This is a genomic window from Streptomyces sp. NPDC059373 (assembly GCF_042751495.1).
Taxonomy (GTDB): domain Bacteria; phylum Actinomycetota; class Actinomycetes; order Streptomycetales; family Streptomycetaceae; genus Actinacidiphila.
The window spans coordinates 144,555-165,948 of the sequence record NZ_JBHYXC010000008.1 but is presented as its reverse complement, the minus strand read 5'-3'; the positions used below and the strand labels follow the sequence as shown (position 1 = coordinate 165,948).

The 21,394-nt window shown below is 70.7% G+C and carries 17 protein-coding genes, 1 tRNA gene and 1 pseudogene; 14 read left to right on the top strand and 5 right to left on the bottom strand.

Annotation, left to right across the window (positions count from 1 at the left end):
* The first annotated feature begins 54 nt into the window (after positions 1 to 54).
* On the top strand, positions 55 to 906 hold the full coding sequence (locus ACFXJ5_RS15485; protein WP_384630883.1) for a class I SAM-dependent methyltransferase: 852 nt from the start codon (positions 55 to 57) through the stop codon (positions 904 to 906).
* Complete coding sequence (gene hrpB, locus ACFXJ5_RS15480) at positions 903 to 3,434, top strand: ATP-dependent helicase HrpB (RefSeq protein WP_384630882.1); 2,532 nt, start codon at positions 903 to 905, stop codon at positions 3,432 to 3,434. The genes ACFXJ5_RS15485 and hrpB overlap by 4 nt, the downstream gene beginning before the upstream one ends.
* Before the next feature lie 28 nt (positions 3,435 to 3,462).
* On the opposite strand, the pseudogene ACFXJ5_RS15475 reads toward hrpB, so the two are convergent.
* The 3 genes and pseudogenes from ACFXJ5_RS15475 to ACFXJ5_RS15465 all read right to left on the bottom strand — a co-directional run.
* Positions 3,463 to 4,398: pseudogene (locus ACFXJ5_RS15475) on the bottom strand (DUF3068 domain-containing protein); the annotation flags it as partial.
* Between the two features lie 15 nt (positions 4,399 to 4,413).
* On the bottom strand, positions 4,414 to 4,548 hold the full coding sequence (locus ACFXJ5_RS15470; RefSeq protein WP_384630881.1) for an SPW_0924 family protein: 135 nt from the start codon (positions 4,546 to 4,548) through the stop codon (positions 4,414 to 4,416).
* A 124-nt stretch (positions 4,549 to 4,672) separates the two neighbouring features.
* Positions 4,673 to 5,908 carry a lytic murein transglycosylase gene (locus ACFXJ5_RS15465; RefSeq protein ID WP_384630880.1) on the bottom strand — a complete coding sequence of 412 codons (1,236 nt, stop codon included), beginning with the start codon at positions 5,906 to 5,908 and terminating at the stop codon, positions 4,673 to 4,675.
* Between the two features lie 166 nt (positions 5,909 to 6,074).
* Here ACFXJ5_RS15465 and ACFXJ5_RS15460 point away from each other — a divergent pair, with 166 nt between their 5' ends.
* Positions 6,075 to 6,938 (top strand): DUF4184 family protein, encoded by an 864-nt coding sequence (locus ACFXJ5_RS15460; protein ID WP_384630879.1) that lies wholly within the window; start codon positions 6,075 to 6,077, stop codon positions 6,936 to 6,938.
* On the opposite strand, the gene polA is transcribed toward ACFXJ5_RS15460, so the two are convergent.
* Complete coding sequence (gene polA / locus ACFXJ5_RS15455; protein ID WP_384630878.1) at positions 6,869 to 9,598, bottom strand: DNA polymerase I; 2,730 nt, start codon at positions 9,596 to 9,598, stop codon at positions 6,869 to 6,871. The genes ACFXJ5_RS15460 and polA overlap by 70 nt on opposite strands.
* A 144-nt stretch (positions 9,599 to 9,742) precedes the next feature.
* Here polA and ACFXJ5_RS15450 point away from each other — a divergent pair, with 144 nt between their 5' ends.
* The 9 genes from ACFXJ5_RS15450 to ACFXJ5_RS15410 all read left to right on the top strand — a co-directional run bounded on the left by ACFXJ5_RS15450 (position 9,743) and on the right by ACFXJ5_RS15410 (position 19,632).
* Positions 9,743 to 12,046 carry an FdhF/YdeP family oxidoreductase gene (locus ACFXJ5_RS15450; protein ID WP_384630877.1) on the top strand — a complete coding sequence of 768 codons (2,304 nt, stop codon included), beginning with the start codon at positions 9,743 to 9,745 and terminating at the stop codon, positions 12,044 to 12,046.
* A 64-nt stretch (positions 12,047 to 12,110) separates the two neighbouring features.
* Positions 12,111 to 12,596: a PaaI family thioesterase gene (locus ACFXJ5_RS15445; RefSeq protein ID WP_384630876.1), complete on the top strand. Its 486-nt coding sequence runs from the start codon at positions 12,111 to 12,113 to the stop codon at positions 12,594 to 12,596.
* Between the two features lie 44 nt (positions 12,597 to 12,640).
* Entirely contained in the window at positions 12,641 to 13,057 is a 417-nt protein-coding gene (locus tag ACFXJ5_RS15440; protein ID WP_384630875.1) for a hypothetical protein, read from the top strand.
* On the top strand, positions 13,054 to 13,719 hold the full coding sequence (locus tag ACFXJ5_RS15435; RefSeq protein ID WP_384630874.1) for a hypothetical protein: 666 nt from the start codon (positions 13,054 to 13,056) through the stop codon (positions 13,717 to 13,719). Before ACFXJ5_RS15440 ends, ACFXJ5_RS15435 begins: the two co-directional genes overlap by 4 nt.
* Before the next feature lie 213 nt (positions 13,720 to 13,932).
* Positions 13,933 to 15,159, top strand: coding sequence for a branched-chain amino acid ABC transporter substrate-binding protein (locus ACFXJ5_RS15430; protein ID WP_384630873.1), 1,227 nt, complete (start codon positions 13,933 to 13,935; stop codon positions 15,157 to 15,159).
* A gap of 131 nt (positions 15,160 to 15,290) precedes the next feature.
* Complete coding sequence (locus tag ACFXJ5_RS15425; RefSeq protein WP_384630872.1) at positions 15,291 to 16,223, top strand: branched-chain amino acid ABC transporter permease; 933 nt, start codon at positions 15,291 to 15,293, stop codon at positions 16,221 to 16,223.
* Between the two features lie 4 nt (positions 16,224 to 16,227).
* Complete coding sequence (locus ACFXJ5_RS15420) at positions 16,228 to 18,015, top strand: branched-chain amino acid ABC transporter permease (protein ID WP_384630871.1); 1,788 nt, start codon at positions 16,228 to 16,230, stop codon at positions 18,013 to 18,015.
* 4 nt (positions 18,016 to 18,019) lie between these two features.
* Complete coding sequence (locus ACFXJ5_RS15415; protein ID WP_384630870.1) at positions 18,020 to 18,919, top strand: ABC transporter ATP-binding protein; 900 nt, start codon at positions 18,020 to 18,022, stop codon at positions 18,917 to 18,919.
* A complete protein-coding gene (locus ACFXJ5_RS15410; RefSeq protein ID WP_384630869.1) occupies positions 18,916 to 19,632 on the top strand; it encodes an ABC transporter ATP-binding protein in 717 nt (238 codons plus the stop codon). The genes ACFXJ5_RS15415 and ACFXJ5_RS15410 overlap by 4 nt, the downstream gene beginning before the upstream one ends.
* A gap of 76 nt (positions 19,633 to 19,708) precedes the next feature.
* Here the strand turns inward: ACFXJ5_RS15410 and ACFXJ5_RS15405 are convergent, their stop codons facing one another.
* Positions 19,709 to 20,329, bottom strand: a complete 621-nt coding sequence (locus ACFXJ5_RS15405; RefSeq protein WP_384630868.1) for an ANTAR domain-containing response regulator — start codon at positions 20,327 to 20,329, stop codon at positions 19,709 to 19,711.
* Positions 20,330 to 20,418: 89 nt separating this feature from the next.
* On the opposite strand from ACFXJ5_RS15405, the gene ACFXJ5_RS15400 reads away from it, so the two are divergent.
* Together ACFXJ5_RS15400 and ACFXJ5_RS15395 are read left to right on the top strand one after the other, a co-directional pair.
* Positions 20,419 to 20,501 (top strand) — tRNA-Leu (locus ACFXJ5_RS15400).
* A gap of 112 nt (positions 20,502 to 20,613) precedes the next feature.
* A complete protein-coding gene (locus ACFXJ5_RS15395; protein WP_384630867.1) occupies positions 20,614 to 21,393 on the top strand; it encodes a helix-turn-helix domain-containing protein in 780 nt (259 codons plus the stop codon).
* Position 21,394 lies beyond the last annotated feature (1 nt).

The window sequence follows — 21,394 nt, the reverse complement described above, 5'->3', positions numbered from 1 at the left end:
TGCGGCAGAATCCCGCAGCCACAGGTCATCACAGAGGGTACGACGACAAGCGCGATGATCCAAGCACCTGGGGCGGAAGTGCCGGAAGAAGAGCTCGAAGGACCCGAAGAAACCGACGAGCCCGAGGCGACTCGGCGTACCGCGGACAACACGGAGAGCATCCGCGCCAATCGCGGCTGGTGGGACGGCAACGCCGACGAGTACCAGGTCGAGCACGGGGACTTCCTCGGCGACGACCGCTTCGTATGGGGCCCCGAGGGTCTGGACGAGGAGGATGTCCGGCTGCTCGGCCCGGCGGAGGCGCTGAAGGGCCTGTCGGTGCTGGAGATCGGCGCCGGCGCCGCCCAGTGCTCGCGCTGGCTCGCCGCGCAGGGCGCCCGGCCGGTCGCCCTCGACCTCTCCTACCGGCAGTTGCAGCACGGCAGGCGGATCGGCGCCGACTTCCCGCTGGTGCAGGGCGACGCGACCGCGCTGCCGTTCGCGGACGGCGGGTTCGACCTGGCGTGCTCGGCGTACGGGGCGCTGCCCTTCGTCGCCGACACCGCGCGGGTGATGCGCGAGGTGCGGCGGGTGCTGCGGCCCGGCGGGCGGTGGGTCTTCTCGGTGACCCATCCGGTGCGGTGGGCGTTCCCGGACGAGCCGGGGCCCGAGGGGCTGACGGCGGCGTCCTCCTACTTCGACCGCACTCCGTACGTCGAGCAGGACGAGCAGGGCCGCGCGGTCTACGTCGAGCACCACCGCACCCTGGGCGACCGGGTCCGTGAGATCGCCGGCGCGGGCTTCCGGCTGGTGGACCTGGTCGAGCCGGAGTGGCCGGTCTGGAACCAGCAGGAGTGGGGCGGCTGGTCCCCGCTGCGCGGCCGGCTGCTGCCGGGCACGGCGATCTTCGTCTGCGTCGCCGGGTGATCCGTACCGAAGGGCTCGACCTGCCCGTACGTACGGCCGTCCCGGCGCTGCTCGCGGCGCTGGACGAGCACGGGTGCGCCGTGCTCGCCGCGCCGCCGGGGACGGGGAAGACGACGCTGGTGCCACTGGCGCTGGCGGGGTTGCTGGACGACGGCTCCGCGGACGGTTCCACGCGGAGGGTCGTCGTCGCCGAGCCGCGGCGGATGGCGGCGCGAGCGGCGGCGCGGCGGATGGCGTGGCTGCTCGGCGAGGAGGTGGGCGGCCGGGTCGGGTACACCGTGCGCGGGGAACGGAAGGTGTCGGCTCGGACGGTGGTCGAGGTGGTGACCACCGGCGTGCTGCTGCAGCGGCTGCAGCGGGACCAGGAGCTGGCCGGGATCGACGTCGTGCTGCTCGACGAATGCCATGAGCGGCACCTGGACGCGGACACCGCGATGGCATTCCTGCTGGATGTCCGGGCGGCGCTGCGGCCCGAGCTGCGGCTGGTGGCGGCCTCGGCGACGACGGACGCCGAGGCGTGGTCGAGGCTGCTGGGCGACGCGCCGGTGGTGGCCGCGCAGGGGCGGATGCACCCGGTGGACGTGTCGTACGTGCCGCCGCCGCGCGGGATACGGCCGCCGCACGGGATGCGGGTCGACCCGGCGCTGCTGGAGCATGTGGCGGCGGTGGTGCGGCGGGCGCTCGCGGAGGTACCTCAGGGCGATGTGCTGTGCTTCCTTCCCGGGGTCGGCGAGATCGCGCGGGTGGCGGGGCTGCTGGCCGACCCGTCGGGTGCGGAGGTGCTCCAGCTGCACGGGCAGGCTCCGGCGGCGGTGCAGGACGCGGTGCTGTCCGGTCACGACGCGGCCGGCTCGGCCCGGCGCAGGGTGATCCTGTCCACGTCGGTGGCGGAGTCCAGCCTGACGGTGCCCGGGGTGCGGATCGTGGTGGACTCGGGGCTGGCGCGGGAGCCGCGCGTCGACCATGCGCGGGGGCTCGGTTCGCTGACGACGGTGAGGGCGTCGCTGGCGACGGCGACGCAGCGGACGGGCCGGGCCGGGCGTGAGGGCCCGGGTGCCGCCTTCCGCTGCTGGCCGGAGGCGGAGGACGGTACGCGGGCGCGCTGGCCGGCCCCGGAGATCGCGGTGGCCGACCTGGCCCCGTTCGCCCTGCAGGCGGCGTGCTGGGGTGACCCGGACGCCGCCGGCCTGGCCCTGTTGGACGCCCCGCCGGCCGGCGCCCTGGCCGCCGCCCGCGAGGTCCTGGCGGCCATCGGTGCCGTCGACCCCACCTCCGGCCGGCCCACGCCACGGGGTACCCGGATGTCGCGCGCCGGGGTCCACCCCCGCCTGGCCCGCGCACTGCTCGACGGGGCCGCCGAGGTCGGGCCCCGGCGCGCCGCGGAGGTCGTCGCCCTGCTCAGCGAGGAGCCGCCCCGCTCGTACGGCGACGACCTGGCCTCCGCGTGGCGGGCGGCCCGGCGCGGTGGCGACGCGTACGCCGCCCGCTGGCGCGCCGAGGCCCGGCGGCTGGCGTCGGCGGCCTCCTCGGCGGCGGACGTCACCGGTGGCAGTGACGACGCCGTCGCCGGGCTCGTCGCCGCCCTGGCGTTCCCCGAGCGGGTGGCGCGCAGGCGTGGCGGTGCGTACCTGATGGCGTCGGGCACGGCCGCTCAGCTCGGCGAGGGGTCCCGGCTGGGCGCGGTGGAGTGGCTCGCCGTGGCGGTCGCGGACCGGCCGGCCGGGGCGGCGTCGGCGCGGGTGCGGATGGCGGCGGCGATCGACGAGCCGACCGCACGGGCGGCGGCGGAGCCGTTGCTGAGCGCGTACGAAGAGGTGGGCTGGAGCGGCGGGGACGTCGTGGCGAGGAGCGTGGAGAGCCTGGGCGCGATCGAGCTGACGGCCCGGCCACTGCGGTCCCCGGCGCCGGAGCGGCTGCGGGCGGCTCTCGCCGACGGCCTGCGTGGCGAGGGCACGTCGCTGCTGCGCTGGACCCGGGACGCGGAGGGGCTACGGCAGCGACTGGCCTTCCTGCACCGGGAGTTGGGCGAGCCGTGGCCGGATGTGTCGGAGGCTGCGCTGCTCGACCCGGACCGCGTCGAGGCGTGGCTCGGCCCCGAGCTGGGCAGAGCCCGCCGCCGGGCCGACCTCGAGCGGATCGACGCCGGGCAGGCCCTGTCGCGACTGCTGCCGTGGGCGACGGGCGAGGCCGCCCGGTTCGACGAACTCGCCCCGGAGCGGGTCGAGGTGCCGTCGGGCTCGCGGATCAGGGTCTCGTACGAAGGGGAGCAGCCGGTGCTGGCGGCCAAGCTGCAGGAGCTGTTCGGCTGGACGCAGACCCCGCGCATCGCTGGCGGCCGGGTGCCGTTGCTGATCCACCTGCTCTCCCCTGCCGGGCGCCCGGCGGCGGTCACGGCCGATCTGGCGTCCTTCTGGCGGGACGGCTACCGATCCGTACGAGCTGAGCTGCGCGGCCGCTACCCCAGGCACCCCTGGCCGGAGGATCCTTCGGCGGCCCGGCCGACCCGTCGTACCAACGCCCGCCGTTAGGGCCGCCCGAACCGCCGGAATCCTTGCCGGGCCTGCGGCCGCGGGCCTCCAGGACGAGCGACGCGGACAGCAGGGCGGCGCCCAGCAGCAGGAAGCCCCAGGGCAGGTAGCTGGTCAGGAGCAGGACGAGCTGCCGCTGGGACTTCACCAGGGCGACGGTGTGCTCGATGTAGTCCTCGCGCATCTTCACGTCGCCGGCGAAGGCGGTGACGGGCTTGCGCTTGCCGTCGGTGTAGCGCATCTCCTCCTTGTGGATCTCCTCGCCGTTGACCGGGGCTCCGGTGGTGGGGTCGACCCAGAACATCCGCTTGGTGGTGTACCAGCGCTCCATGCCCATGGCCTTGACGGTCTCGGGGGTGACGCCGGCGACGGGCATCTTCTTGGGGAGCGGGACCCGGGTCCAGGCGACGGTCTGTTCGAAGTAGTAGACCTTCAGGCCGCGAAAGGTCCGGGTGCCCTTGTAGTGGATGGGGGCGGAGGTCCGGGACTGCGCGTCGAAGTAGTAGTAGTCGCGCTTCTCGGTCAGGAAGGGGAACTTGAACTCGATGCCCTTCCTGGTCACCGGGTCGCCGTCGACGCTCTCGCCCGCGACGTGCACCGGGTCCTGGGTGTGGGCGTCGAAGATGTAGCGCTCCGGGATCTCGGAGACCATCTTCCCGTCGGGCCCGACGACATAGGCCAGGCCGTCCCAGACGACGACGTCGCGTCCGGTGGACTTCTTGACCTTCTTCGACTCCTCGACATTGCCCCTCAGCGTCTGCACGATGCTGACCTTGGGGACCTGCTTGGGCTGCATGGTGCTGTAGTCGAGGAGGGTGGCGTTCTTCGCCTCGAGTACGACGGCCTGGTACTGGCCGGCCGGGATCTTGGCCAGCCGGGGGAAGGCGTACCAGCGCAGCAGCGGCGAGAGCGCGGCGAAGAAGACGGCGAGGGCGAGGAGCACCAGGCTGGACCTGCGGCGCATGGGAACGCTCGCCTCCTACGGGTGCGCGGGGACGGTGGTCAGCAGCGGCTGGGGCGAGGTGCTGCCGCTGGGTGTGCCGAATGCGCTGATGGTGAGGACGAGGGCGAGGGCGGCGGCCAGTCCGATGGCCGAGGCGATCAGGGCGCGCATGACCGGGCCTCCCGTTGCGGGTCGTGCCGGGGTGGGCCGGGGCACCGTAGCAACCGGGGCGTGAGATGAGAACACGTACGGCCGCACCTCCTGAGGAGGCGCGGCCGTAGGGGTGGTGCGTACGTCAGTTGAGCTTGCCGGAGGCCGACTCCGAGGCGGCGGGGGTGTCCGAGGCGCTGGGGCTCGCGGACGCGGTGGCGCACGGGTCGTCGGTGGCCGTGGCGGTGGCGGACGGCGAGGCGGTGTCGGTGGCCGACGCGCTCGGCGAGGCCGTGTCGGTGGGGCAGCCGGTCGCCGTGGGGCTGGGAGAGGTGCTGGTCGTCTCGGTCGGGGAGGCCGAGGGCGAGGAGGTCGCCGTCGGGGAGGTCGACGCGGACGCGGACGCCGACGGGGACGTCGTGATCGTGCCGCTGGCGGTGGCGGTCGGCTTCGTGGTCGCCGAGGCCGACGCGGACGCGGACTTGCTGGAGGAGGCCGACGCCGAGGGGGACTTGGAGGCGGTCGGGCTGCTGCTCGCGGTCGGCGTACTGCCGGGCGTGCCGGTGGAGCCGGTGCCGCTGTCGGGGATCGAGACGGCACCGCCCTTGCGGAAGTGGTCGTACCAGGACAGGACGGTGTCCAGGTAGGACTGGGAGTGGTTGTAGCCGAGGATCGCCCGGTCGAGTTCGGCACTCACGGACAGGTCGCGGCCGTCGGCGCACAGGTAGTCCCCGGCGGCGAGCGCGGCGTCGTAGATGTTGTTCGGGTCCTTGTCGCCGTCGCCGTTGCCGTCGGCGCCCCAGGTGGCCCAGGTGGAGGGGATGAACTGCATGGGTCCGACGGCGCGGTCGTGGACGGTGTCGCCGTCGTACTTGCCGTTGTCGGTGTCGGAGACGTTGGCGAAGCCGCTGCCGTTGAGCACCGGGCCGAGGATGGGGCTGAGGGTCGTGCCCTCGGCGTCGACGTTGCCGCCGCGCGCCTGGTTGGACTCGACCTGGCCTATCGCGGCGAGCAGTTCCCAGCGCAGGTTGCACTGCGGCTTGGTGGCGGCGATCGCCGACTGCGCCTTCTGGTACGCGTCCAGGACGGTGGCCGGCAGCCCGGTCCCGCTGGTGTCGGTGCCGGATCCGGGCGCGGTGCCGGTGGTGCTCGACGGGCTGGGCGAGGCCGTGTTGAGCGGCGGCAGAGCGGTGTAGTAGGGCGAGCCACCGTCGATGGCCGGGCCGGGCGGCGGTGTGACCGCCGATCTGGTCGCGTCGCTGCTCTGGCTCGCGAAGGCGAACCCGGGCCCCTGCGAGGCGGTCAGTGCCGCCATCGCGGCGGCGGCGACCGCCGTACCGGCGACACCCCTGCGTATCCGTCGGCCGTACCGCGCTGCCATACCCGGATTCCCTCCCGATCCCAGTGACGTGACGTACGTCTCCCGCGCCACAACGGAGGCGACACTACGGCAACTTCCTGCCCTCAGCCAGCGTGCGGGGCCACGCATACTGATCAGACCCCCAGACGTAGAAAGAGGTTGTATGCCGTTCACTTTGAGCCATGCCATGGCTGTCCTTCCCGGTCTGCGGCAGGACCGGACGGGCCGGGTGCGTGGCCGGGGGCCGCTGATCGCGTCGGCGATGGTGGCGGGCTCGTTCGCGCCTGACGTGCCGTTCTTCGCGGACTCGGTGGTGCACGGTCTCTTCGGCTATGGGCGGGTCACGCACGGCCCGTTGGGCGTCGTGGTGGTCGACCCGCTGCTGGCGGCGGGGCTGGCCGGTGGCTGGTACGTGCTGCGCGGGCCGCTGGCGGCGCTGCTTCCGGAGCCGTGGCAGGGCCGGGCGGGGGCGGTCCTGGGGTACGGCCCCGGCGAGCCGCCGTCGCTGCGGACCGCCGGGTGGTTCTGGGCGTCGGCGGCGGTGGGCGCGGCCACGCATGTGGTGTGGGACGCCTTCACTCATCCGGGGCGGTGGGGGGTGCGGCTGCTTCCGGTCCTCGACCAGGAGGCGTACGGCATGCCGCTGCACGAGCTCGCCCAGTACGGCAGCTCGGCGGTGGGCCTGGCGATGGTGGCGGGGTACTCCGTACGGGCGGTGCGCGCCGCCCCCGTTGACGCGCCGCGGCCGCGCCGGATGCCCCGGTTGTCCCGGCGGGCGCGGCGGTTGGCCGTGGCGGGGCTGGGCGCGGCGGCGGGCGCGGGCGCACTGGCGCGGTGCTGGCGCTGGTACGACGCGCATGGCGACAGCTCTTTCGCCGCGATGCTGCCGTCGGCGCTGTTCGGCGCGGGCGCGGGTCTGCCGCTCGCCGCCGTCGCGTACGCCGTGGTGGTGCACGCGACGGGCGGCGGGCAGGAGACCGATCAGTGGGCGGCGGACTCCCAGTCGGGGCCGACGCCCACGGAGACGTCGAGCGGGGCCAGCAGCGGGTAGGCGGCCGCCATCTCGCGCCGGACCAGCTCCTCGACGGCCTCACGCTCGCCGGGGGCGACCTCCAGGACGATTTCGTCGTGCACCTGGAGCAGCAGGCGCGAGGCCAGCCCCTCCTTGGTGATCGCCTCGTCGACCCGCAACATGGCGATCTTGACGATGTCGGCGGCCGAGCCCTGGATGGGCGCGTTGAGCGCCATCCGCTCGGCCATCTCGCGGCGCTGCCGGTTGTCGCTGGTGAGGTCGGGCAGGTAGCGGCGGCGGCCCAGCAGCGTCTCGGTGTAGCCGGTGATCCGGGCCTCCTCGACCACGCGCTGCAGATAGTCGCGCACGCCGCCGAACCGCTCGAAGTACGTCTCCATCAGGCCGCGCGCCTCGGCGGCCTCGATGCCCAGCTGCTGGGAGAGTCCGAACGCCGAGAGCCCGTAGGCCAGTCCGTACGACATCGCCTTGATCTTGCGGCGCATCTCGGCGTCGACGTGCTCGCGCGGCACCGAGAAGACGTACGACCCGACGGTGGTGTGCAGGTCCTCACCGGAGGCGAAGGCGGCCATCAGGCCCTCGTCCTGCGACAGGTGGGCCATGACGCGCAGTTCGATCTGGCTGTAGTCGGCGGTGAGCAGCGACTCGTAGCCCTCGCCGACGACGAAGCCACGGCGGATAGCCCGGCCCTCGTCAGTGCGGACCGGCACGTTCTGCAGATTGGGGTCGGTGGACGACAGCCGGCCGGTGGCGGCCACGGTCTGGCTGAAACTGGTGTGGATCCGGCCCTCGGGGGCGATCGTCTTGACCAGGCCCTCGACGGTGACACGGAGCTTGGCCTGCTCGCGGTGGCGCAGCATGATCACCGGCAGCTCGTGCTCGGTCTGGGCGGCGAGCCAGGCCAGGGCGTCGGCGTCGGTGGTGTAACCGGTCTTGGTCTTCTTGGTCTTGGGCAGGCCCAGCTCGCCGAAGAGCACTTCCTGGAGCTGCTTGGGCGAGCCGAGGTTGAACTCGTGGCCGACCGCCCCGTGCGCCTCCTTCACCGCCTGCATGACCGCGCCCGCGAACTGCTGCTCCAGGCGCTCCAGGTGCTCCCGGTCGGCGGCGATGCCGGCCCGTTCCATGCGGGCGAGCAGCGCCGAGGTCGGCAGCTCCACGTCGCGCAGCAGGTCGGCCGAGCCGACCTCGACCAGCTTCTCGCCGAAGGCCTCGCCGAGGTCCAGGACCGTACGGGCCTGGGTCATCAGGGCGTCGGCCTCGGCCTGTTCGTCAGCGCCGAAGGCCAGCTGGCCGCTCTCGCCGCCGGCCGGGGCCAGTTCGCGGCCGAGGTACTCCACGGACAGGACGTCCAGGGCGAAGGAGCGGCGGCCCGGCTTGATCAGGTAGGCGGCCAGGGCGGTGTCCATACTGACGCCGTCCACGCTCCAGCCGTGCTCGGCGAAGACCCGCATCACGTTCTTGGCGTTGTGCAGCACCTTGGGGCGGGCGGGGTCGGCGATCCAGGCGGCGAAGGCCTGCTCGTCGGCCTCGGCCAGCTCGGTCGGGTCGATCCAGACGGCCGGTCCCCCGGCGGCCGCCAGCGCGATCTCCGAGACGCTGCCGCTGCCCAGCGCCCAGGCGTCGACGGTGGCCACGCCCAGCGGACCCGCGGCGTGCTCGGCCAGCCAGCCGGGCAGCTCGCCGGCCCGCAGCACCCGGCCGTCGACCTCGACGCCGCCGGCGATCTCGGCCTGCTCCTCCACGTTCCCCGGGTCGCCCGCGTAGAGGCGCTCCCGGAAGTTGGCGTGCCGGAACTCCAGCGCGTCCAGGACCACGTTGAGCGCGGGGCGGTCGTACGGCTGCCGGGCCAGCTCCTCGGGGCCGCAGGGCAGCGCGACGTCGCGAACCATCTCGGTGAGCCGCCGGTTGAGCTTGACGGACTCCAGGTGGGCGCGCAGATTCTCGCCGGCCTTGCCCTTGACCTCGTCGGCCCGCTCCACCAACTCGGCGAACGACCCGAACTCCTTGATCCACTTGGTGGCGGTCTTCTCACCGACACCCGGGATGCCCGGCAGGTTGTCCGACGGGTCGCCGCGCAGCGCCGCGAAGTCCGGGTACTGCTGCGGCGTGAGCCCGTACTTCTCCTCGACCTTCGCCGGCGTGAAGCGGGTCAGCTCCGAGACGCCCTTGGTCGGGTAGAGGACGGTGACATGGTCGCTGACCAGCTGGAAGGCGTCCCGGTCGCCGGTGACGATCAGCACCTCGTAACCCAGCGCCTCGGCCTGCGTCGCCAGCGTGGCGATGACGTCGTCCGCCTCGAAGCCGTCGACGGCGAAGCGCTTGACCGACATGGAGTCCAGCAGCTCGCCGATCAGCTCGACCTGGCTGCGGAACTCGTCCGGGGTCTTGGAACGGGTCGCCTTGTACTCGGGGAACTCGTCGAACCGCCAGGTCTTGCGGGACACGTCGAACGCGACGGCCAGGTGCGTGGGCTCCTCGTCACGCAGCGTGTTCGCCAGCATCGACGTGAAGCCGTAGATCGCGTTCGTCGGCTGGCCGGTGGCGGTGTTGAAATTCTCCACCGGCAGCGCGTAGAACGCCCGGTACGCCAGGGAATGCCCGTCCAGCAGAAGCAGGCGGGGGTGTTCCCCCTCCTGAGCCGGGGTGGTCACTGCGTTCGTCTTCGATGCTGTCTCTGCCACGCGACCGATCCTCCCACGCCGCACTGACAAAGCCGCTCGGCCGCCGGTCGAAGCCCCCGTGCCAAGGGACCCGCAGCGCCGGCCCGGCCCCTTGGCACGGGGGCCGACCCGCAGTCGCTTCGGCGGCGTGGCAGGATCGGATGTATGGCAGGCAAAGCACCAGCAGGCGACCCGGTCCAGGACGCACCCGAAGTGAGTGCGCCGAAGCACGCCGCCGCCGGCCTGTCGGCCGTCGGCCACAGCTTGCGCATCGCGCAGCAGCAGATGGGCGTGCGACGCACCGCACTCACCCTGCTCAAGGTCAACCAGAAGAACGGTTTCGACTGCCCCGGCTGCGCGTGGCCCGAGCCGGACCACCGCCACGCGGCGGAGTTCTGCGAGAACGGCGCCAAGGCCGTCGCCGAGGAGGCGACGCTGCGCCGGGTGACCCCGGACTTCTTCGCCGAGCACCCGGTCTCCGACCTGAACCGGCGCAGCGGCTACTGGCTCGGCCAGCAGGGCCGGCTGACCCAGCCCATGTACCTGCCGGACGGCGCCGACCACTACGAGCCGGTGCCCTGGGAGCGGGCCTTCGACATCATCGCCGAGGAGCTGAACGCCCTGGCGAGCCCCGACGAGGCGCTCTTCTACACCTCTGGCCGCACCAGCAACGAGGCTGCCTTCCTGTACCAGCTGTTCGCCCGCGAGTTCGGCACCAACAATCTGCCGGACTGCTCGAACATGTGCCATGAGTCCTCGGGGTCGGCGCTTTCCGAGACGATCGGCGTCGGCAAGGGCAGCGTCCTGCTGGAGGACCTCTACCGCTCCGACCTGATCATCGTGGCCGGCCAGAATCCCGGGACCAACCATCCCCGGATGCTGTCCGCCCTGGAGAAGGCCAAGGCCGGCGGCGCCACCATCGTCACGGTCAACCCGCTGCCCGAGGCCGGCCTGCAGCGCTTCAAGAACCCGCAGACCGCCAAGGGCCTGGTCGGCGGCGGCGCCCCGCTCGTGGAGCTCTTCCTGCAGATCCGGCTCGGCGGCGACCAGGCGCTCTTCCGCGCGCTGAACGCCCTCCTGCTCCAGGCCGAGGAGGAGGCTCCCGACACGGTCCTGGACCACAACTTCATCGACGAGCACACCCACGGCTTCGCATCCTTCGCGGCGGCCGCCCGCGCCACCGACTGGGACGAGGTGCAGCGCGCCACCGGCCTGGACCGCGCGGAGATCGACCAGCTCCTGGCCCTGGTCCTGAAGTCCAAGAGCATCGTCGTCTGCTGGGCGATGGGCCTCACCCAGCACAAGCATTCCGTCCCCACCATCCGCGAGGTCGTCAACTTCCTCCTCCTGCGCGGCAACATCGGCCGCCCCGGCGCCGGCGTCTGCCCCGTCCGCGGCCACAGCAATGTGCAGGGCGACCGCACCATGGGCATCTTCGAACGGCCCGAGCCGGCGTTCCTGGACGCCCTGGAGAAGGAGTTCGGCTTCGCCCCGCCGCGCGAGCACGGCTACGACGTCGTACGGGCCATCCGCGCCCTGCGCGACGGCGACGCCAAGGTCTTCTTCGCGATGGGCGGCAACTTCGTGGCCGCCTCCCCCGACACCGACGTCACCGAGGCCGCCATGCGGCGCGCCCGGCTGACCGTGCATGTGTCGACCAAGCTCAACCGCTCGCATGTCGTCACCGGCGCCCGGGCGCTGATCCTGCCGACGCTGGGCCGCACCGAGAAGGACGTCCAGGCGGCCGGCGCGCAGTTCGTCACCGTCGAGGACTCCATGGGCATGGTGCACGCCTCGCGCGGCACCCTGGCGCCCGCCGGGCCGCATCTGCTGTCCGAGCCCGCCATCATCGTCCGGCTGGCCCGCGCCGTCCTCGGGCCCGACAGCCGGGTGCCCTGGGCCGACTTCGAGGCCGACTACGGTCTCGTACGGGACCGGATCTCCCGTGTCGTCCCCGGCTTCGAGGATTTCAACGCGAAGGTGGCCCACCCCGGCGGCTTCACCCTCCCGCACGCCCCGCGCGACTCCCGCAGCTTCCCCACCGCGACCGGCAAGGCCAACTTCACCGCGGCCGCCGTGGAGTACCCGGCGGTGCCGGAAGGGCGGCTGCTGCTGCAGACGCTGCGCTCGCACGACCAGTACAACACCACCATCTACGGCCTCGACGACCGCTACCGCGGCATCAAGGGCGGCCGCCGCGTGGTGCTGCTCAACCCCGAGGACGCCGCCACCCTCGGCCTCGCCGACGGCGCGTACACCGACCTGGTCAGCGAGTGGTCGGACGGCACCGAGCGCCGCGCCGCCGGCTTCCGGGTGGTGCACTACCCGACGACGCGGGGCTGCGCGGCCGCGTACTACCCCGAGACCAACGTGCTGGTCCCGCTGGACCACACCGCCGACACCAGCAACACCCCGGCGTCCAAGTCGATCGTGATCCGCCTGGAGGCCGGAAGCGACCGTCCGGTATAAAAGCTGCTCAGTACAACGAACCAGCGGTACCCGCACGAGACGCAGACGATCGGAGCCGACCGGCATGGGCGAGCAGACCCCGACCTCCTCCCCGACCCCCTTCCCCCAGGAGGTCATCGAGGAGTACGCCGGCCTCGGCGTCGACATCGTCGCGCTCTTCTCCGCGGGCCACCTCGGCAGCGCCATGGGCATCCAGGTCACCGAGGCCTCCGCCGACCGCGTCGTCGGCACCATGCCGGTCAAGGGCAACACCCAGCCGTACGGCCTCCTGCACGGCGGCGCCTCCGCCGTCCTCGCCGAAACCCTCGGCTCGGTCGGCGCCATGCTCCACGCCGGCTCCGGCAAGATCGCCGTAGGCGTCGACCTCAACGCCACCCACCACCGCGGCGTACGCGACGGCCACGTCACCGGCGTCGCCACCCCCCTGCACCGGGGCCGCTCCTCGGCGACGTACGACATCACCATCACCGACGACCAGGGCCGCCGCGTCTGCTCCGCCCGCCTCACCTGCGCCCTGCGCCCGGTGACGCCGAACGGCATCACCGGCTGACACGCCCCGTTGTGGTGCCGGTGGGGCCGGGCTAGCTTTCCGTCATGGGGGCAGCACGATCCATCCGGGCAGGCGTCGGGGTCCTGTGCGCGCTCGCGTTCACGCCGGCGGTGGCCGGCTGCGGGACGGCGCCTCCCCCCTCCGGGCCCGCCGCCACCGCGAGCGGCAGCCCCGCCCCGCACACCACTTCGCCCGCCGAGCTGTGCACCACCCTGATCACCTACTGGGCCGGTGAAGCACTCAAGGGCGACAAGGCGACCGGCCTGGACTACCAGGAGATGGGGCTGTCCAGCGGGCAGAACGCCATCCTGCTCGACATCCTCCCAGCCGCCCGCTCCGAACGCCGGAGCAACGGCTCGGCCGCCGCCGCCCAACTCGTCCGACGCCAGGCCACGGCCCGCTGCGCCGAGCGCTACAGCACCCCCGGGCCGTCCTTCACCTCCGGCCCCTGGCCGTCATGAGCGGCATCGGCCCGCTCGAACCGGGCGAGGGCACCACCGCTCCCTCGGAGGTCATCGGCTCCGACGCCCCCCGCCTGTACGAGCGTTGGGCGGCCCTCCCGCTCCGACGCCGCCGTACGATCGCCGCCCTCGCCGCGGCCACCGCCCTCGGCACCCTCATCGGCTACGGCTGCGCGAACCGGCCCGAACCGGCCACACCGCCCCTGGCGCCCTACCCCGCCCAGGCAACCCAGGTCACGTACCAGGGACCCGGCACCCGTCCGCCGGACTCGGTCACGCACACCTTCACCCTCCGGTTCACCGTCACCGTGACCGAGGGGCCGCCGGTCACCGTGCAGAAGATCGTGGAATCCTCCGGCAACACCTCCACAGTCAGCGCCCCGGCCCTGCCCTTCACCGTCGCGGCGGGCGGCACCGCCCAGGTCGTCCTGCACTTTCATGTGCGCGACTGCCGCGCGTTGCCGCACGAAGGCGTGCTGGCTTTCCTCGATGTAACGCTTCGTAACACGCGCGCAATACAGAAGGAGAGCTACATCATCGGCGGCAACTACCCCGGCGACCTCTTCACAGCGCTGCGCTCCTCCTGTCGCACAGCGACAAAGGCAACACCCCAGCACGGGCCGGAACTGGGCGTTCTCACCATGCGAAACGCACCGATATGAGAACTACATCCCATTTCGTCCGCTTACCCAACCTCAAGCTTTCCTCATGTCATAACAAGAGAGTCACATCCTGCCCTACCCCTCTGCCGGACCCCCCGCCTCGCGCTTAGAGTCACGCCCAGTCACTGCGCCACTGGATCACCGCACAGTTCGGTTCCAGCGCGCGAACCGGCGTCTCACCGGAGAACGCCGCGCCAGGGGAAAGGACTGACCGTGCGACACCGTTCCTTGCTTGTTCTCACCGCAGTACTCACATCGGGATCGCTCGCCCTCACCGCTTGCGGCTCCCGCAGCAACAGCAGCTCCAACGACAGCAAGGGCAGCACCACCGTCACCATCGGCGTCGACGCCCCGCTCACCGGCGCACTCTCCGCCCTCGGCCAGGGCATCAAGAACTCGGTCGACCTGGCGATCAAGAACGCCAACAAGAACAACGAGGTCCCGGGCGTTCAGTTCAAGATCGAGTCCCTCGACGACCAGGCCCTGCCGTCCCCCGGACAGCAGAACGCCGCCAAACTCGTCGCCGACAGCAGCGTCATCGGCGTCGTCGGCCCGCTGAACTCCAGCGTCGCGCTGTCGATGCAGAAGGTCTTCGACGAGGCCAACCTCACCGAGGTCTCGCCCGCGAACACCAACCCCCAGCTGACCCAGGGCACCAAGTGGGCCAGCGGCGTGAAGACCCGCCCCTTCAAGTCGTACTTCCGCACCGCGACCACCGACGCCATCCAGGGTCCCTTCGCGGCGGAGTACGCCTACAGCACCGCGAAGAAGACGAAGGTCTTCCTCGTCGACGACAAGCTGACCTACGGCGTCGGCCTCGTCGGCACCTTCAAGACCGAGTTCACCAAGCTCGGCGGCAAGGTCGTCGGCCAGGACCACGTCACCAGCGGCCAGAAGGACTACTCCAGCCTCGCCGGCCGCATCAAGGCCTCCGGCGCCGACATCGTCTACTACGGCGGCCAGTACCCCGAGGCCGGCCCGCTGAGCAAGCAGCTCAAGGGCGCCACCAACATCCCGCTCATGGGCGGTGACGGCATCTTCGACCCGAGCTACGTCAAGCTGGCCGGCACCGGCTCCAACGGTGACCTCGCCACCTCCGTCGGCGCCCCCGTCGAGACCCTCGACTCCGCCAAGACGTTCATCTCGGACTACAAGGCGGCCGGCTACAAGGACGCCTACGGCGCCTACGGCGGCTACTCGTACGACAGCGCCTGGTCCATCATCGAGGCCGTCAAGGCAGTCGTCAGCGCCAACGGCGGCAAGCTGCCGTCCACCCCCCGCGCCAAGGTCGAAGCGGCCATGTCCAAGGTCTCCTTCAGCGGCGTGACCGGCCCCGTCTCCTTCGACCAGTACGGTGACGCCACCAACAAGCAGCTCACCGTCTACGCGGTCAAGAACGGCGCCTGGGCGTCCGTCAAGTCGGGCACCTTCAGCGGCTGACCCCCACCAGACCACCCCACGGCCGCGCGGAGGAGCTGCACGGACAGCGCCTCCGCGCGGTCGCGTCAAGGAAGCCCACTGACCCGGGTCCCGTCCGATCCCGGGAACCGCGACACCACGGAGGCCCTGCGGTGCACGAACTGCCGCAACAGCTGGTGAACGGCCTACTCCTCGGCTCGATGTATGGGCTGATCGCCGTCGGTTACACGATGGTCTACGGCATCATCCAGCTCATCAACTTCGCCCACGGCGAGATCTTCATGACCGGGGCCTTCGGCGCCCTCACCGTCTACGTCTACCTCCTTCCCGCCAACACCAGCCTGTGGATCGCGCTCCCCCTGATGCTCATCGGCGGCATCATCGTCGCCATCGCCATCGCGATCATCATGGAACGCTTCGCCTACCGGCCGCTGCGCAACGCCCCACGCCTCGCGCCGCTCATCACCGCCATCGGCGTGTCCCTCACCCTCCAGCAGCTGGTCTGGACGTTCTACCCGGACGCCAAGAAGGAACGACTCTTCCCGCAGTTCGGCGGCAACGGCTTCCACCTCGGCACCGTCACCATCCAGCCCGCCGACGTCTTCCTGCTCATCGCGGCCCCGCTGTCGATGCTGTTCCTGGCCACCTTCGTCGCCCGCACCCGCACCGGCCGCGCCATGCAAGCCACCGCGCAGGACCCGGACACCGCCAAACTCATGGGCATCGACACCAACCGCATCATCGTCATCGCCTTCGCCATCGGCGCGACCTTCGCCGCCATCGCCGGCGTCTCACACGGCCTGCGCTACGGCCAGATCGACTTCCGCATGGGCTTCATCGCCGGACTCAAGGCCTTCACCGCCGCCGTCCTCGGCGGCATCGGCAACATCTACGGCGCCATGCTCGGCGGCCTCGTCCTCGGCGTCGCCGAAGCCCTCGCCTCCACCTACATCCAACACATCCCCGGCATGGACCAGTTCGGCGGCGGCGCCTGGCAGGACGTGTGGGCCTTCGTCCTGCTCATCCTCGTCCTGCTGCTACGGCCACAAGGCCTGCTCGGCGAACGCGTCGCGGACAGGGCGTGATGACATGACGACCACCACGCAGACCGGCATGCAGACCACCGCGGCACCCACCGCCGTGATCCCCATGCCCCTCGGAGTCGCCCGCGCCCTCACCACCGGCGGCGGCATACTCACCGCCATCGGCGCCTTCCTCGCCTGGACCTGGACCGCCGACTTCCCCGGCGACCTCACCTACTACGGCTCCCCCGCCGGCCTCCAGTGGCTCACCTTCACCGCCGGCCTGCTCACCGCCCTCTTCGGCCTCACCACCTACGGCATCCGCGGACTGCGCTGGCTCACCCCCGCCGGCCCGAACGCCGCCGCACTGCTGATGGCCATCGGCGGCCTCGTCACCACCTGGTACAGCCTCGGCTCCATAGCCGTCGAACTCGGCGGCTTCGCCAACCTCGTGACAGGCGGCTGGATAGCCGGACTGCTCGCCCTCATACCCGTCATCGGCGCCCTCGGACTGCCGTACGACGGCGACACCAGCGGCAGCACCAGCCGCGGCGGCGCCCTGTGGAGCAGCATCCGCAACCGCCCCGACGTCAAACCCACCAAGCCGCTGCCCGCGTACGCCGACATCCTCATCATCGCCGCCGCACTCGGCGCCGGGCTGTTCGTCTTCACCTACGGCGTCGACACCGCCTACGGCGAACTCTTCGTCGACTTCCTGATCCTCGTCGTCTTCGCCGTATGGGGCATCTTCGCCTCGGGGCTCACCGAACGGCTCTCCGCGATCACCTCACGCCGCCGCGCCATCGCCTCCATCGGCGCCTTCGCCGCGGCAGCCGCCTTCCCCTTCACCCAGAACAGCGACGAGTACACCAGCATCGGCGTCAACGTCCTGATCTTCGCCACCGTCGCCCTCGGCCTGAACATCGTCGTCGGCCTCACCGGCCTCCTCGACCTCGGCTACGTCGCCTTCCTCGGCGTCGGCGCCTACACCGCGGCCCTGGTCTCCGGCGCGGCCACCTCGTCCGTCCACGTGGTCTTCCCCTGGTGGGCGGCCGCCCTCGCCGGCGCCGCCGCATCCCTGGTCTTCGGCGTCCTCATCGGCGCCCCCACCCTGCGGCTACGCGGCGACTACCTGGCCATCGTGACACTCGGCTTCGGAGAGATCTTCCGCATCGTCGTCAACAACCTCGACGGCACCTCCGGACCCAACGTCACAGGCGGCCCCAACGGAATTCCCAACATCCCCGACATCTCGATCTTCGGGTTCAACCTGGGCAATTCGCACACCTTCGGAAGCTTCACCCTCGGCCGCTTCTCCAACTACTTCCTGCTGATGCTGGTCTTCACCGCCATCGTGGTCCTCGTCTTCAGCCGCGCCGGGAACTCCCGGATCGGCCGCGCCTGGATCGCCATCCGGGAAGACGAAACCGCCGCCCTGGCGATGGGCATCAACGGCTTCCGCCTCAAACTCCTCGCCTTCGCCCTCGGCGCCAGCCTCGCCGGACTGGCAGGCATCGTCCAGGCACACGTCGCCTTCAGCGTGGTACCCGACCCGTACCAGTTCGCCGGCTCCGTGCCACCCAACTCGGCGTTCCTGCTCGCAGCCGTCGTCCTCGGCGGCATGGGCACCGTCAGCGGCCCGCTGATCGGCGCATCCATGCTCTACCTCATCCCGGCCAAGCTGCAGTTCCTCAACGACTACCAGCTCCTCGCCTTCGGCCTCACCCTCATCCTCCTGATGCGCTTCCGGCCCGAAGGCCTCATCGCCAGCCGCCGCCGTCAGCTGGAGTTCCACGAAGCCGAAGAACCGGTCCTCGACACCGAGACAGCCGGCCTCTCGAAGGCGGGGGCGTGACGACATGACCACACCACTCATCGCCCAAGAGCCGGCCACCGCCGACGGCACCCCCCTCCTGGAGGCCAAGGGCGTCATCATGCGCTTCGGCGGACTCACCGCCGTACGCAACGTCGACCTCACCGTCAACAGCGGCGAGATCGTCGGCCTGATCGGCCCCAACGGCGCCGGCAAGACCACCTTCTTCAACTGCCTCACCGGCCTGTACCTCCCCACCGAAGGCACAGTGACCTACAAGGGCACGGTCCTCCCGCCCAAACCCTTCAAGGTCACCCAGGCAGGCATCGCCCGCACCTTCCAGAACATCCGCCTCTTCAACAACATGACGGTCCTCGAAAACGTCCTCGTAGGCCGCCACACCCGCACCGCCCAGGGCCTCTTCTCCGCCCTCGGCCGCGGCCCCCGCTACCGGCGCACCGAAGCCGAAGCCCGCGACAAAGCCATGGAATTCCTCGACTTCGTCGGCCTCGCCGACAAGGCCGACTGGCTCAGCCGCAACCTCCCATACGGCGAACAGCGCAAACTCGAAATCGCCCGCGCCCTCGCCAGCGACCCCGGCGTCCTGCTCCTCGACGAACCCACCGCCGGTATGAACCCCCAGGAGACCAGGGCCACCCAGGACCTCGTCTTCGCCATCCGCGACAGAGGCATCGCCGTACTCGTCATCGAGCACGACATGCGCTTCATCTTCAACCTCTGTGACCGCGTCGCCTGCCTCGTCCAGGGCGAAAAACTCATCGAAGGCACCCCCGAGGTCGTCCAGCGCGACGAACGGGTCATCGCCGCCTACCTCGGCACACCCTTCGAAGGCGAACCCGACGAGGCGGAAGCCGCCGAGGTCGAGGCAGCCGAGGCGGGCGCGGCCGCCGACAGCACCACCACCAGCAAGGAGGACGACCGGTGACCGCCCTACTCGAAGTCGAGGACCTGCGCGTCGCCTACGGCAAGATCGAGGCCGTCAAGGGCATCTCGTTCAGCGTCGAGGCCGGCCAGGTCGTCACCCTCATCGGCATCAACGGCGCCGGCAAGACCACAACCCTGCGCACCCTCAGCGGCCTCCTCAAGCCGATCGGCGGCCGGATCACCTTCGACGGCCAGCCACTGTCCAAGGTCCCCGCCCACAAGATCGTCTCCCTGGGCCTCGCCCACTCACCCGAGGGCCGGCACATCTTCCCCCGGATGACCATCGAGGACAACCTGCGGCTCGGCGCATACCTCCGCAAGGACCAGGACGGCATCACCAAGGACGTCCAACGCGCCTACGACCTCTTCCCCATCCTCGGGGAACGCCGAAAGCAGGCCGCAGGCACCCTGTCCGGCGGCGAGCAGCAGATGCTGGCCATGGGTCGCGCCCTCATGTGCCAGCCCAAGCTCCTCATGCTCGACGAACCGTCCATGGGCCTCTCCCCCATCATGATGCAGAAGATCATGACCACCATCGCCGAACTCAAGGCCCAGGGCACCACCATCCTGCTCGTCGAACAGAACGCCCAGGCCGCACTCTCCCTGGCCGACCAGGGCCACGTCATGGAAGTCGGCCGCATCGTCCTCAGCGGCAACGGCAGCGACCTCCTCCACGACGAATCCGTCCGCAAGGCCTACCTCGGCGAGGACTGAGCCCTTCCGTACGGCAACGCGTGGGGGCCCGCACCATTCGGTGCGGGCCCCCACGCGTTGCCACGCCTACGGCTGGCTACTTCTCCGGGACCTCGTCGATCACGGCCTGCGCCACCGCCTGCATCGTCATCCGCCGGTCCATCGACGTCTTCTGGATCCACCGGAACGCCGCCGGCTCCGACAACCCGTACTTCGTCTGCAACACGCTCTTCGCCCGGTCCACCAGCTTCCGCGTCTCCAGCCGCAAGCTCAGGTCCGCGATCTCCGCGTCCAGCGCCCGCATCTCCGTGAACCGCGACACCGCCATCTCAATGGCCGGCACCAGATCGCTCTTACTGAACGGCTTCACCAGATACGCCATCGCACCCGCATCCCGCGCCCGCTCCACCAGCTCGCGCTGCGAGAACGCGGTCAGCATCAGCACCGGCGCCAGCCGCTCCTTCGCGATCCGCTCCGCCGCCGAAATCCCGTCCAGGATCGGCATCTTCACATCAAGGATCACCAAATCCGGATGGTGCTCCTCCGCCAGCTTCACGGCCGTCTCACCGTCGCCGGCCTCGCCGACCACGGAGTAGCCCTCTTCTTCCAACATCTCTTTGAGGTCGAGCCGGATCAGTGCCTCGTCCTCAGCGATGACGACACGCGTGGTCGTCGGGGGCACATGCTGCTGCTCGTCAGCGGGCTCGGGGGCGCTCACGGGACTCCTCGTTCCTGGGCAGGACTGCACTAAGAGCCTACCTAGCTGCGCCCTTGTCCACCTACACGGTACGCTGTGATCCGCAACCGGCCGGGTTGGCGGAACGGCATACGCGGAGGTCTCAAACACCTTTGCCCGAGAGGGCTTGTGGGTTCGAATCCCACACCCGGCACCTTTTACGGCTTTGGTCCCCCAGCGGGGGCTTCGCTGGCGCAAGATCGCCGATTCGAGTGATCGTTCGTTATTCGGACGTAAGGTGCAGCTGCGGATGTGACGCTCTGTACATGGAACAGCACAATCCTTCGATTCGGCACGAGGCCGTCGCCCTTATGCGGCGCGGGATCACCAATCGTGTCGTGGCCGAACAGCTCGGCGTATCGCGCGGCACGGTCGGTTGGTGGAGGCACGAGGACCGGAAGGCACGCGGCGAACTCTTCGAGCGCGTGCACGACTGCCCTCGATGCAGTGACCGCGACTTCGACCGCATAGCGTACGCCTACCTGCTCGGCCTCTACCTCGGCGACGGCCACATCATCTCCAAGACCAAGCAACACCACCTGTCGATCTATCTGGACGACGCCTACCCAGGCCTGATCGATGCGGCCGAGGCCGCGATGCTCAGCGTGATGCCCCTGCCCAACACGGGCCGGCGCCGGAGGCGGGGCTGTACCGAGGTCAAGTCCTACACCATGCACTGGCCGTGCATGTTCCCGCAGCACGGCCCCGGCAAGAAACACGAGCGCCTGATCGCCCTCGAACCGTGGCAGCAGGCGATCGTGGACGCGTACCCCTGGGAGTTCATCAAGGGGCTGGTCCACTCCGACGGGTGCCGGATCACCAACTGGACGACTCGGATGGTCGGCGGCGAGCGGAAGCGCTACGAATACCCGCGGTACTTCTTCACCAACAAGTCCGAGGACATCCTGAAGCTCTACTCGGACACCCTCGACAAGGTCGGCGTCGAGTGGAAGGTGACCCGCCGGGGCAAGGACCCGTACAACATTTCCGTCGCCCGCCGTGAGTCCGTCGCGCTCATGGACCGGCACGTAGGCCCCAAGTACTGAC